Annotated in this window: 12 protein-coding genes and 1 pseudogene; 8 read left to right on the top strand and 5 right to left on the bottom strand. The window is 70.0% G+C overall.

Features of this window, described 5'->3' with window-relative positions; all coding sequences use genetic code 11:
- Positions 1 to 123 precede the first annotated feature (123 nt).
- The 6 genes from trpC to lgt all read left to right on the top strand — a co-directional run bounded on the left by trpC (position 124) and on the right by lgt (position 4835).
- Positions 124 to 933, top strand: coding sequence for an indole-3-glycerol phosphate synthase TrpC (trpC, locus tag LOZ83_RS03805; RefSeq protein ID WP_236788771.1), 810 nt, complete (start codon positions 124 to 126; stop codon positions 931 to 933).
- A complete protein-coding gene (trpB, locus tag LOZ83_RS03800) occupies positions 930 to 2150 on the top strand; it encodes a tryptophan synthase subunit beta (RefSeq protein WP_236788770.1) in 1221 nt (406 codons plus the stop codon). The genes trpC and trpB overlap by 4 nt, the downstream gene beginning before the upstream one ends.
- Entirely contained in the window at positions 2147 to 2932 is a 786-nt protein-coding gene (gene trpA, locus LOZ83_RS03795) for a tryptophan synthase subunit alpha (protein ID WP_236788769.1), read from the top strand. Before trpB ends, trpA begins: the two co-directional genes overlap by 4 nt.
- Before the next feature lie 156 nt (positions 2933 to 3088).
- Positions 3089 to 3643, top strand: a complete 555-nt coding sequence (locus LOZ83_RS03790; RefSeq protein WP_236788768.1) for a Uma2 family endonuclease — start codon at positions 3089 to 3091, stop codon at positions 3641 to 3643.
- 23 nt (positions 3644 to 3666) lie between these two features.
- Positions 3667 to 3840: a hypothetical protein gene (locus LOZ83_RS03785; RefSeq protein ID WP_236788767.1), complete on the top strand. Its 174-nt coding sequence runs from the start codon at positions 3667 to 3669 to the stop codon at positions 3838 to 3840.
- 80 nt (positions 3841 to 3920) lie between these two features.
- A complete protein-coding gene (lgt, locus tag LOZ83_RS03780) occupies positions 3921 to 4835 on the top strand; it encodes a prolipoprotein diacylglyceryl transferase (RefSeq protein ID WP_236788766.1) in 915 nt (304 codons plus the stop codon).
- Here lgt and LOZ83_RS03775 read toward each other — a convergent pair.
- Positions 4832 to 5621 (bottom strand): annotated as a pseudogene (locus tag LOZ83_RS03775) (SDR family oxidoreductase). The gene lgt and the pseudogene LOZ83_RS03775 overlap by 4 nt on opposite strands.
- A gap of 72 nt (positions 5622 to 5693) precedes the next feature.
- On the opposite strand from LOZ83_RS03775, the gene LOZ83_RS03770 reads away from it, so the two are divergent.
- A complete protein-coding gene (locus LOZ83_RS03770; RefSeq protein ID WP_236788765.1) occupies positions 5694 to 6827 on the top strand; it encodes a GDSL-type esterase/lipase family protein in 1134 nt (377 codons plus the stop codon).
- A gap of 484 nt (positions 6828 to 7311) precedes the next feature.
- Here the strand turns inward: LOZ83_RS03770 and LOZ83_RS03765 are convergent, their stop codons facing one another.
- Positions 7312 to 7899: a TetR/AcrR family transcriptional regulator gene (locus LOZ83_RS03765; protein ID WP_236788764.1), complete on the bottom strand. Its 588-nt coding sequence runs from the start codon at positions 7897 to 7899 to the stop codon at positions 7312 to 7314.
- Between the two features lie 43 nt (positions 7900 to 7942).
- Here LOZ83_RS03765 and LOZ83_RS03760 point away from each other — a divergent pair, with 43 nt between their 5' ends.
- Entirely contained in the window at positions 7943 to 8662 is a 720-nt protein-coding gene (locus LOZ83_RS03760; RefSeq protein ID WP_236788763.1) for an SDR family oxidoreductase, read from the top strand.
- Here LOZ83_RS03760 and LOZ83_RS03755 read toward each other — a convergent pair.
- From LOZ83_RS03755 to LOZ83_RS03745, 3 genes are read right to left on the bottom strand one after another with little or no spacing between them, the layout of a single operon-like run.
- Positions 8625 to 9413, bottom strand: coding sequence for an ABC transporter ATP-binding protein (locus LOZ83_RS03755; RefSeq protein ID WP_236788762.1), 789 nt, complete (start codon positions 9411 to 9413; stop codon positions 8625 to 8627). The genes LOZ83_RS03760 and LOZ83_RS03755 overlap by 38 nt on opposite strands.
- The gene (locus LOZ83_RS03750; protein ID WP_236788761.1) at positions 9410 to 10429 is read right to left on the bottom strand and encodes an iron ABC transporter permease; all 1020 of its coding nucleotides are present in this window, start codon (positions 10427 to 10429) and stop codon (positions 9410 to 9412) included. Before LOZ83_RS03750 ends, LOZ83_RS03755 begins: the two co-directional genes overlap by 4 nt.
- Positions 10419 to 11393, bottom strand: a complete 975-nt coding sequence (locus LOZ83_RS03745) for an ABC transporter substrate-binding protein (protein WP_374202617.1) — start codon at positions 11391 to 11393, stop codon at positions 10419 to 10421. Before LOZ83_RS03745 ends, LOZ83_RS03750 begins: the two co-directional genes overlap by 11 nt.
- Between the last annotated feature and the right edge of the window lie 408 nt (positions 11394 to 11801).

Here is an 11801-nt window from a genome sequence, read left to right as displayed (position 1 = left end):
TGTTCGACCCGGGACCGGCCCGTGATTGTCGGCGGGTTAGCATCTTTTCTGCGGGAAGGGGAAGGTGTTTGTGAGCCAGCTTTCGAGTGAATATCCGGATACACCCGAGGACGGGGGCTTCCGGTGAGCGCTCTCGAAGAAATCATCGCCGGTGTCCGCGTCGATCTCGCCGAGCGCGAGAAGGCACTGCCGTTGGACGAGCTCAAGGTTCTCGCTGCCAAGGCGGCCCCGCCGCGGGATGCCGCGGGTGCGCTGCGGGAGTCGTCGATCGGTGTGGTCGCCGAGGTCAAGCGCCGCAGCCCGTCGAAGGGCGAGCTGGCGGCGATCGCCGATCCGGCCGCGCTGGCCAAGGACTACGAAGAGGCCGGTGCGCGCGTGATCAGCGTGCTCACCGAGCAGCGCCGCTTCGGCGGTTCGCTCGCCGACCTCGACGCGGTCCGCGCCGCCGTCGACATTCCCTTGCTGCGCAAGGACTTCGTCGTCAGCCCGTACCAGGTGCACGAGGCACGCGCGCATGGCGCGGACATGGTGCTGCTGATCGTCGCGGCGCTGGAGCAGAACGCGCTGGTCTCGCTGCTCGATCGGGTCGAGTCGCTGGGCATGGCGGCGCTGGTCGAGGTGCACAACGCCGAGGAGGCCGACCGCGCGCTGGAGGCGGGCGCCCAGGTCATCGGCATCAACGCGCGCAACCTGCACACCCTGGAAGTGGACCGCGACGTGTTCGGCAGGCTCGCTCCCGGGCTGCCGTTCGACGTCACCAAGATCGCCGAGTCCGGGGTCCGCGGCCCCGGTGACCTGATGGCCTACGCCGGTCACGGCGCCGACGCGGTGCTGGTCGGCGAGGGCCTGGTCGCCTCGGGTGACCCGAAGGGCGCGCTGATCAAACTGGTCACCGCCGGTTCGCACCCGGCCTGCCCGAGGCCCGCGCGATGACCGAGCGCTCCCCGCGCTCCGAGCACGACCCGGACGAGCGTGGCTACTACGGCGGCAAGTACGGCGGCCGCTTCATGCCGGAGGCGCTGATCGGGGTCGTCGACGAGGTCGCCACCGAGTACGACAAGGCCCGCGCGGACCCGGCGTTCAACGCCGAGCTCAAGCGGCTGCTGCGCGACTACGCGGGCCGGCCGAGCCTGCTCACGGAGGCGGTGCGGTTCGGCGAGCACGCGGGTGGCGCGCGGATCTTCCTCAAGCGCGAGGACCTCAACCACACCGGCTCCCACAAGATCAACAACGTGCTGGGCCAGGCACTGCTCACCAAGCGGATGGGCAAGAAGCGGGTCATCGCCGAGACCGGCGCCGGGCAGCACGGGGTCGCGACGGCCACCGCCTGCGCGCTGCTGGACCTCGAATGCGTGGTCTACATGGGCGAGGTCGACACGCAACGGCAGTCGCTGAACGTCGCGCGGATGCGGCTGCTCGGCGCCGAGGTGGTGCCGGTCAAGACGGGTTCGCGCACGCTCAAGGACGCGATCAACGAGGCGCTGCGCGACTGGGTCACCAACGCCGACACGACGCACTACCTGTTCGGCACGGCGGCGGGCCCGTACCCGTTCCCGACGATGGTGCGCAACTTCCACAAGGTGATCGGCGAGGAGGCCAGGGCGCAGGTCCTGGAACAGACCGGCCGGCTGCCGGACGCCGTCGCCGCGTGCGTCGGCGGCGGGTCGAACGCGATCGGCATCTTCCACGGCTTCATCGACGACCCCGACGTCCGGCTCGTCGGCCTGGAGCCCGGCGGCGACGGCGTCGAGACCGGTCGGCACGGCGCGACACTCACCAAGGGCACCCCGGGCAACCTGCACGGCGCGATGTCGTACCTGCTGCAGGACGAGGACGGCCAGACCATGGAGTCGCACTCGATCTCCGCGGGGCTCGACTACCCGGGCGTCGGCCCGGAACACGCGTGGCTCAAGGACTCGGGCCGGGCCGAGTACCGGCCGATCACCGACGCCCAGGCGATGGAGGCGCTGAAGCTGCTGTCGCGGACCGAGGGCATCATCCCGGCGATCGAGTCGGCACACGCCCTGGCCGGCGCGATCCAGCTGGGCCAGGAGCTCGGCCGCGAGGCGCTGATCCTGGTCAACCTGTCCGGCCGCGGGGACAAGGACATGGACACGGCGGCCGAGTGGTTCGGGTTGGTGGGCAAGTGAGTTTGCAGGCTCTGTTCGAGCAGACCCGCGGCGAGGGCCGGGCCGCGCTGGTCGGCTACCTGCCCGCCGGGTACCCGAGCGTCGAAGGCTCGAAGGACATGCTCGCGGCCATGATCGACGGTGGCACCGACCTCGTCGAGGTCGGAATGCCGTACTCCGACCCGGTGATGGACGGGCCGACGATCCAGCTCGCCGCGGACACGGCGCTGAAGCAGGGCGTCCGGATCAAGCACCTGTTCGAGGTCGTCGAGTCGGTTTCCGCGCGCGGTGGACGGGCGGTCGTGATGACGTACTGGAACCCGGTGCACCGCTACGGCGTGGACCGGTTCGCGCGCGATCTCGCGGCGGCCGGCGGGCTGGGCATGATCACCCCGGACCTGGTCCCCGACGAGGCGGCCGAGTGGCTGGCCGCGTCGGAGGAGCACGGGCTGGACCGGATCTTCCTGGTTGCGCCGTCGTCGTCGGAGGAGCGGATCGACCTGACCGCGCGGGCGGCGTCGGGCTTCCTCTACGCGACGTCGGTGATGGGCGTGACCGGCGCGCGGGACAAGGTCGGCGCCGGTGCCGCGGACCTGGTCCGCCGGGCGCGGGTGCACACGGACCTGCCGATCGGCGTCGGGCTGGGCGTGCGCTCGCGTGCGCAGGCGGCGGAGGTCGCCGGCTTCGCCGACGCCGTGATCGTCGGGTCGGCGCTGGTGACGAAGGCCGCCGAGGGCGCGTCGGCGGTGCGCGAGCTGAGCGCGGAACTCGCCGAAGGCGTCCGGCAGCCTGTTTCTGCCTGACCGCGACGGTTCGCGGCAGGGCGCCACCGCGCAGCGGAAATGTCGGTGGGTAGTGGCACGGTAACCCCATGTTCGTCCATAACTGGGGGTCGATATGTCATGCTTGTCGTGCAGAGCTGTTTTCGTCACGAGCGGGGGTGAACTACCGTGGTCGCAGTGCCTGATATCGAGCCTGACAACCTTGTGCCCTGGCACCCCGCTGAGTGGACTGTCGAGGAAGTCCTTGAGCTGCCCGAGGACAGCGGCAGCCGTATCGAGCTGGTCGACGGGGTGCTCGTCGTGAGCCCCGCACCGACGACGCGGCATCAACGAATCCTGGGGAACCTGTACTCCCTGCGCGATTCCGCTCCTGCTGGCACCGAAATGCTGCTCGGCGTCAACGTGCGCCTGAACCGCCGACGGCTGCTCATCCCCGATCTGGTAATCGTGACGTGCCCGGGTGAGGACCTCGTGTACGTCCCCGCGGTCGAAGTGCTGCTCGCGGTGGAGATCGAGTCTCCGTCGACCAAGATGCAGGACCGGGTGCTCAAGCGTGCGCTGTACGCCGAGGCCAACATTCGCTACTACCTGCTGGTGGACGCCGCCGCGCGGCCAGCCGAGGCCACGTTGCACGAGCTGGTCGACGGTGAGTACCGAGAGATCGCCCACAGCACGGCCGGCCGGATCACCCTGACCAGCCCGTTGGCGGCCACCGTGGATCTCGGCGCCTGATCGCGTGTGCAAGGCTGGCCGGTATGGCCAAGCCGACACCTCTGCAGGTTCGCAACATCGTGATGGCGGTGCTCACGGCCGCCGCCGGGATCTGGAACGGGCTGCGTGGCGGGCCGGTGTGGCTGACGCTCATCTTCGCCGCCGGCTGCGTGCTGGCGGTCGGCTCGGCCTTCCTCAACGGCCGCGAGTCGCACTGACCGCGACGAACTCCTCGCGGTATATCGCCACGTAGGAGGCAGCACACCGGGTCGTTACCGCCGCAGGTTACGGTGGCCCCGTGCACTCCGTCTTTCTCGCGACGATCCCGAGCCCGCAGCAGGGCGTCTGGTACCTGGGATCCATCCCGATCCGGGCCTACGCGCTGTGCATCATCGCCGGCATCATCGTCGCCATCTGGTGGGGCGAGCGACGCTGGCAGGAGCGTGGCGGGGCCAAGGGCGCGGTCGTCGACATCGCCGTCTTCGCGGTGCCGTTCGGGATCGTCGGCGGGCGGCTCTACCACGTCATCACCGATCCGGAGCTCTACTTCGCTCCGGGCAAGGACCCGATCAAGGCCCTCTACATCTGGGACGGCGGGCTCGGCATCTGGGGCGCCATCGCGCTGGGCGGGCTCGGCGCGTGGATTGCCTGCCGCCGCAAGGGAATCCCGCTGCCGGCGATGGCGGACGCGATCGCGCCCGGGATCGTGGCGGCGCAGGCCATCGGCCGCCTCGGCAACTACTTCAACCAGGAACTGTACGGCGCGCACACGAACCTCCCCTGGGGCCTGGAGATCTACCAGCGCTTCGACCCGAACAACCCGACGATCCCCGACCAGGGCCCGGACGGTGTCGCGTTCGGCTCCATCCCGCTGCCCGACAGCCCGGTACAGCCGACGTTCCTGTACGAACTCCTGTGGAACCTCGCGGTCGCCGGGTTCGTGGTCTGGATGGACCGGCGGTTCAAGCTCGGCCACGGCCGCGCGTTCGCGCTCTACGTCGCGGGCTACACGCTCGGCCGGTTCTGGATCGAACTGCTCCGCACCGACACCGCCAACCACATCCTCGGCCTGCGGGTGAACGTGTTCACCTCGGCCGTGGTGTTCATCGGTGCGATCGTGTACTTCATCGTGGCCCGTAGCCGCGGTCCACGCGAAGATCCCGAACTGCTCAGCTCGGCCACGAAGTCCGACGAGAAGGAACAGGCGGTTTAGAGGTCCGGCAGGCCGAGGTCGAGGTTCGGCGCCTGCAGGCCGCCGTCGACTTCGAGCACCTTGCCGGTCACGTACGCACCTGCTTGCGACACAAGGAAAATGATCGCCGCGGCGACGTCCTCGGGGGTCCCCGACGCGCCGCAACGGCGTCGCCACCTCCATTTTCGCCTTGATCTCCGGGTTGCTCACCACGATGTCCAGCGCGGACGTCGCCACCGAGCCGACGGCGATCGCGTTGACCCGGATCTTCGGCGCGAGGTCGTACGCCGCCAGCCGGGTGTAGTGCGCGAGCGCGGCTTTCGCGGTGCCGTAGGCGGCGAACCCGCGCCCGGCGATCCGGCCCATGTTCGACGAGATGCCCACCACCGCGCCGCCGCCCGCCGCCAGCATCGCCGGCACGGCCGCGGTCGTGAGCGCGTGCGCGGTGGAAACGTTGAAGCGGAAGGCTTCTTCGAGGAACTCGGGCGTGGATTCCAGCAGTGGCCGGGGATACGCGCCACCGACGTTGTTCACGACGATGTCGAGCCGGCCGAACGTGTCGACCGCGGCGGTCGCCAGTGCCGCGGCGGCGGCCGGATCGCTGAGATCCGCCGGCACCACGTGCGCCCTGCGGCCGCGCTCGGCCACCTGCGCGGCGACGTTCGCCAGATCGGACTCGGTCCGGGACGACAGCACGACGTCGGCGCCTGCTTCGGCCAGGGCGATGGCGGCCGCCGCGCCGATGCCACGGCCGGACCCGGTGACGACGGCGACCTTGCCGGGCACCCGGAAACGATCGAGGATCATCCCGGAACAGTAACAGGTTCTAGTTCGGAAAATGCGCGTGCGAACCGGGTGTATCGCTGGCAGGCTGGGCTCATGATCACCACGCCCGTCACTGCGGACCTGGTGCGCGGTGCGCTCGAGCTGGAGCGCACCGAGCACGGTCTGGCACCGCACCGGCTGCCCGCGAGGGCCCGCGCCCAGTGCGCCGACCCGCAGTTGCGGGAGGCCGAAGCGAAGCCGTCCGGCGTGCGGTTGGTGTTCCGCACCCGCGCCACCATCGTCGAGCTGGACACCCTGCGGACCAAGACGGAGTACCGGGGCGCCCCGCCGCGCCCGGACGGCGTGTACGACCTGCTGGTCGACGGCAGCCTCGCCGCGCAGGGCAGTGTGACCGGCGGCAACGTGCTGCTGATCGACATTTCCACCGGAGCCACGGAAGTCCAGCCCGGCCCGGTCGGCACGGTCCGGTTCGGCGGATTGCCCGAGCGCGTGAAGGATGTCGAGATCTGGTTGCCGTTCAACGAGATCACCGAGCTGGTCGCGCTGCGCACCGACGAGCCGATCGAGCCCGTGCCGCCGGGAGGGGGCCGGATCTGGCTGCATCACGGCAGTTCGATCAGCCACGGCTCCAACGCCGCCAGCGCCACCACGATCTGGCCGGCGCTCGCCGCGGCCGGCAACGCGGAGCTGATCAACCTCGGGCTCGGTGGCAGCGCCCTGCTGGATCCGTTCACCGCCCGTGCCATGCGGGACACGCCGGCCGATCTGATCAGCGTCAAGATCGGCATCAACCTGGTGAACATGGACCTGATGCGGCTGCGGGCGTTCGGCCCGGCGGTGCACGGTTTCCTCGACACGATCCGTGACGGGCAGCCGGACGTCCCGCTGCTGGTCGTTTCGCCGATCCTCTGCCCGATCCACGAGGACACCCCGGGTCCCGGCGCGGCGGATTTCAGCACCGGGCAGGTGCTGTTCCAGGCGACGGGCGAGCCCGGTCCCGGGAAGCTGACGCTGAACGTGATCCGCGAGGAGCTTTCGCGCATCGTGAAACAGCGGGCGGCGGAGGACCCGAACCTGCACTACCTCGACGGCCGCGACCTGTACGGCGAGGCGGACTTCGCCGAGCTGCCGCTGCCCGACCGGCTTCACCCCGATGCCGCCACACACCGCCGCATCGGTGAACGCTTCGCCACCCTGGTCTTCGGCGCCGGCGGCCCGTTCGCATGACCAACCGCGAGCAGCGGTTGCAGGCGCGCGGCTGACGTTCGGTGCCGGGCGGCCCGTTCGTGTGATCAACCGCGGAAGGCGGCTGCGAGGGCGCGGCTGACGTTGGCCGCTTCAGTGGCGACGGCGTTGACGTCGGGCTTCGCTCAGCACCGGCACGCCACGCTGGTTTCGGTGCCGGGTGTGCCGTTCAGTGGCGGAATGTGGCTGCGGGGCGCTGCTGACGTTTGCTGCTCTGTTGGTGACGGTGTCGGTATCGGGCTTCGCTCAGCGCCGCTTCGCCGCGCTGGTTCGGCGCCGGACGGGCCGTTCAGTGGCGGAATGTGGCGCAAGGGCGGGGCTGACGTTCGCCGCTTCAGTGGCGACTGTGTTGGTGTCTGGGGTGCGGCGTGGGCGAAGCCGCTGAGGTGTAGCGATCGCTGCGTGGCTGGCTTCGCTCGGCGCCGGGTCGGCGTATGCCTCGCCACGCGGGGTGCCGGTGGGCGGCTCAACCGCGGAAGGCGGCTGCGAGGGCGCGGCTGACGTTCGCCGCTCCGGTGGCGACCATCTCGACGTCCGGGGTGCGGCGGCGGGCGAAGCCGCTCAGGTGCAGTACGGCGTACCCGTGGGCGGCCGCGATGTGCTGCTCCAGCAGATCGAGCGCCGACACGGGATTTCCGGTCAGTGCCAACGCAATCGGCAACAGTACATCGATCACCGCGCGGCCCGCGGCGGCCAGTGCGGGGTCGGCGAGCGGGCGTAGCTGCTCGGCGAAGATGAGGTCCAGGCCGGCGTGGTGCTCGACGACGAACCGGACATACACCCGCGCGGTCGCCGCGAGCGCCTCGACCGGATCCGGTTCCTGAACCTCCCGTAGACCCTCGGCCAGCAACTCCGCGGCGCGGGTCGCCGCGGCCTTCAGCAACGCCAGCCGCGTCGGGAAATGCCGGTACGGCGCGGCCGCACTGACACCCGTCCGCCGGGCCGCTTCGGCCACCGACAGCGCGTCGATCCCACGCTCCGCGATCAGCGCCAGCGCGGCCTCGACGAGCGCGGCACGTAGATCACCGTGGTGATAGCTGTCGCGCTTGCTCACCCACCCAGTGTAAAGTAAGTAGGGTCTTACATTGGGAGGAACCATGATCGAAGGCAAGATCGTCGCGATCACCGGCGCCAGCAGCGGCATCGGCGAGGTCACGGCACTGCTACTGGCCGAGCGCGGGGCGAAGGTCGTCCTGGGTGCCCGGCGAACGGACCTGCTCGAGAAGCTCGCGGCACGGATCAGCGAGGCGGGCGGCGAAGTCGCTTACGCGGCAACGGATGTACGACGCCCGGAAGACCTGGAAAACCTCGTCGCGGTGGCGCGTGACCGGTTCGGCAAGCTCGACGTGCTCATCAACAACGCGGGCATCGCGTACGTGGAGCCGCTGGACGAACTACAGGTCGAGCACTGGGACGAGATGATCGACGTGAACTTCAAGGGCGTGCTGTACGGCGTGGCCGCGGCCCTGCCGGTGTTCCGCGCCCAGGGCGACGGGCAGTTCGTCACGGTCGCCTCGACGGCGGCGTTCAAGACGGTGCCGGGCCAGACGGTCTACTCGGGGACGAAGTTCGCGGTTCGCGCGTTCTGCGAAGGGCTGCGCCAGGAAGCGGGCCCGAACCTGCGCGTCACCGTCGTGTCGCCCGGGATGACCGCGACGAACTTCGGCAGCGGCAAGCCGGATCCCGAGTTGAAGGCGCGGGTGGACGCGATCGCGATCGCCCCGGAGGCGATGGCCCGCGCGATCACGTTCGCCATCGAGCAGCCGGCGGACGTCGACGTCAGCGAGGTGGTCGTGCGGCCGACGGCGCAGGCCTGACGGGCGCCACCACCAGCTCGCCGCGCCCGGCGGTGAGGATGTCCGCGGCTGCCCCGTAGTAACGCTCGAGTGCCTGTGCCGTAAGCACTTCTGCCGGCGTACCGGCGGCGACCACCTCGCCGGCGGACAGCAGCAGTACGTGATCGGCGTACTGGGCGGCGAACGTCAGATCGTGCAAAGTGGACACCACGGTGGTGCCGTCCTCGTGCCGCAGCCGGTCGATCAGCTCCAGCATCGCCTGCGCGTGCCCGATGTCCAGACCAGTGGTGGGCTCGTCGAGCAGCAGGAGTCCGGCCTGCTGCACCAGAACGCGCGCGAGCACGGTCCGCTGACGTTCGCCGCCCGAGAGGGTGCGGAGCCTGCGGGACGCCAGTTCCGTCAGGTCCAGCCGGTCCAGCACTCCTTCCACAATGGACAGATCGGCGGCGCTCTCGCGAGCGAGCGGGCCGAGATGCGGAGTGCGGCCGAGGAGCGCGTAGTCGGTGACGGTGAGCCCTTCGGGGAGCACCGGGTCCTGCGGCGCGTAACCGACCTGTCGCGCCCTTTCCTTGCGCGACAACACTTTCTCGTCGATCAGGACCGAACCGGAACTCGGCAGCAGGCCGGCCATCGTCTTGAGCACAGTGGACTTCCCGGCGCCGTTCGGCCCGACGATCGCGAGCCAGCTCCCGCGCGGCACCTCCACCGACACCGCGCGGACGACCTCGCGCCCGTCGTACCCGGCGTGCACACCGGCGAGGCGGAGCTTCATGACACCTTCCCGCGCGAAGACCGCAGTATCGCGACGAAGAACGGCGCCCCGGCGAACGCGGTCACCACCCCCAGCGGCAGCTCGCCCGGCAAGATCGTGCGCGCCACCTGGTCCGCGGCGATCAGGAAAACCGCCCCGCCCAGCAGGGAAAGCGGGATCACGACCCGGTAGCTCGCGCCGGCGAGCAGCCGCACCACATGTGGTACCACGATGCCGACGAACCCGATCAGCCCGCTGACCGACACGGCCGCCGCGGTCGCCAGCGAAGCCGCCGCGAGCACCAGGAGCCGGACCCGCGCCGGATGCACGCCCAGCGACGCGGCCTCGGCGTCGCCCAGCGAAAGCACGTCGAGTAGCCGCGCGCACACGCACAGGATCACCCCGGCGACGCCGATGTACGGCACCGCGATCAGTACCTCGCGCCAGCCGCTGACGTTCAGCCCGCCCAGCATCCACGTGTAGACCTGCCGGATCGTGTCCGTGTTCAACTGCTGCGCGAACGTCTGGGCGGCCGTCAGGAAGGACCCGACGGCGACCCCCGCGAGCAGCAGCGTCGCGGTGCCCGTCCCGCCGCCGGCCCGGCCGAGCAGCCAGCTCAGCGCGACCCCGCCGAGCGCGCCCGCGAACGCCGCCGGCGGCACCCAACCACCCGCCGCCGGGGACACCACGACGACGATCGTCGCCGCCAGCCCGGCGCCCGCGGCCGCGCCGAGCAGGTACGGGTCGGCCAGCGGGTTGCGGAACACGCCCTGGAACGTCGCACCGGACATCGCAAGTGCGGCGCCGACGAGCCCGGCGAGCAGCACCCGCGGCACGCGCAGCTGCCACACGATCGCGGCTTCCCTTGCGGACAAAGGGGATTGCCCGCCGGTCACCTCGGCGAAGATCTCGCCGAGTACGCGCTGCCAGCCCAGGTCCGCCGCGCCGATCAGGGTGCCCAGCAGGAGCACCACGAGCAGCGCCAGCACCGCGATGATCACGGTCACCGGCCGCAGCCGGGTGACGCTAGCCGGCATGAGCCGCCTTCGTCACGGCATCGGAGACGGCCCGGACCAGGTCGACGATGCGGGGGCTCCAGCGCGAGGCGATGTCGTCGTCGAGGGCGAACACGTCGCCGTTCTTGACGGCGGTCAGCGTGTTCCAGCCGGGCCGGGCGCCGACGGTCTGCGCGGTCTGCCCGCAGCATTTCGAGTCGGCGAGGAAAATGAGGTCGGGATCGATCTGCAAAATGCGTTCTGCAGATAGCTGTGGATAGCCGCCGGAAATAGCCGGATCGTTCCCGTCCGCGATATTCGTCAGGCCGAATCGGCTCAGCACCTGACCGATGAAAGTCTTCGAGGTCGCGCTGTAATAGGTCTGATCGACTTCCCAATAGAAGCTCAGCGGCTTGGCCGGCTTCGGGGTGCCGGCGACGATCTTGTCGATGTCGCCGCGCGTCTGGCTGGCCAGGCTCTCGCCCTCGGCCTGGTGCCCGGTGGCCTTGCCCAGCTGGACGAACTCGTCGTACGCCTGGTCGAGCGTCTTCGCGTCCGACATGACCAGCGTCTTTACGCCGGTCTTCGCCAGCGCCGTGGACAAACCGTTCGTGTCCGCGGACGCGACGACGAGGTCCGGGTGGTAGCCGGCGATGGCCTCCGGATCCGGGCTCAACGCGGACAGCGACGTGTGCGGCGCCTGCTGCGGGTAGTCCGACTGCGAGTCGACCGCCACCACCTGCGGGCCCGCACCCAGGGCGAACAGTGTTTCGGTGGCCGAGGGGGACAGGGACACGATCCGCATCGGCTGCTGCTCGATCGTCACCGAGCCGATGGTCACCGGGAACGTCGCCTCGGTGTCGGGTTTGGCGGTGGAGTCCTGGTCCCGCGGATGCGAAGCGCAGCCGGCGAGCACCAGGAGCAAGACGATGAGCAGCGGGAATCTGCGCGACATCTGGACCTCTGTGGACGGGCCCCGGCGCTTCGCCGTGCCGTCACCGGTCACGCCGCACCTCTGCGCCGGAGGTGGATGGCGTCGGCGTGCGGCAGGCGACCTGGCTCGGCCTGACACACCGTGTCCGGGCCATCACAGTTGCGGCACAGCACCGGGTTCGCACCGGATTTCGCGACCGCACACGTCCGCTGGTCAGCGAGCCGCCGACCAGCGTGAGGAACGCTACCACCAGGGTTTCTGGGCGATTCGGGGAACTCTCACGTAATCTTGACGGATAGCCGCGAGCTGCCCTGGACACGCGTTCGCATGCGAACCAGCCCATCAAGAACGATGTCGTTCGCCGCAGCCAGATCGTTACCTCACCGAAGAGAATTTCCACGGTCCGAGAGGGTGCCGTTGTGTTTCCTGGGTGTTAAGGTCGCGCTAATCAGCGGGCCATCGTCGTCCCGAGCGAGCAGA

Origin of the sequence: Amycolatopsis sp. GM8 (genome assembly GCF_021653975.1) — a bacterium.
GTDB lineage: Bacteria > Actinomycetota > Actinomycetes > Mycobacteriales > Pseudonocardiaceae > Amycolatopsis_E.
This window is presented reverse-complemented; position numbering and strand designations above follow the sequence as displayed.

Bases quoted from the DNA above. Each gene is read 5' to 3' on its own strand.
- trpB (WP_236788770.1), top strand. From the start codon at position 930: ATGACCGAGCGCTCCCCGCGCTCCGAGCACGACCCGGACGAGCGTGGC.
- LOZ83_RS03785 (WP_236788767.1), top strand. From the start codon at position 3,667: ATGGCCAAGCCGACACCTCTGCAGGTTCGCAACATCGTGATGGCGGTG.
- LOZ83_RS03770 (WP_236788765.1), top strand. From the start codon at position 5,694: ATGATCACCACGCCCGTCACTGCGGACCTGGTGCGCGGTGCGCTCGAG.
- LOZ83_RS03760 (WP_236788763.1), top strand. From the start codon at position 7,943: ATGATCGAAGGCAAGATCGTCGCGATCACCGGCGCCAGCAGCGGCATC.
- LOZ83_RS03755 (WP_236788762.1), bottom strand. From the start codon at position 9,413: ATGAAGCTCCGCCTCGCCGGTGTGCACGCCGGGTACGACGGGCGCGAG.
- LOZ83_RS03750 (WP_236788761.1), bottom strand. From the start codon at position 10,429: ATGCCGGCTAGCGTCACCCGGCTGCGGCCGGTGACCGTGATCATCGCG.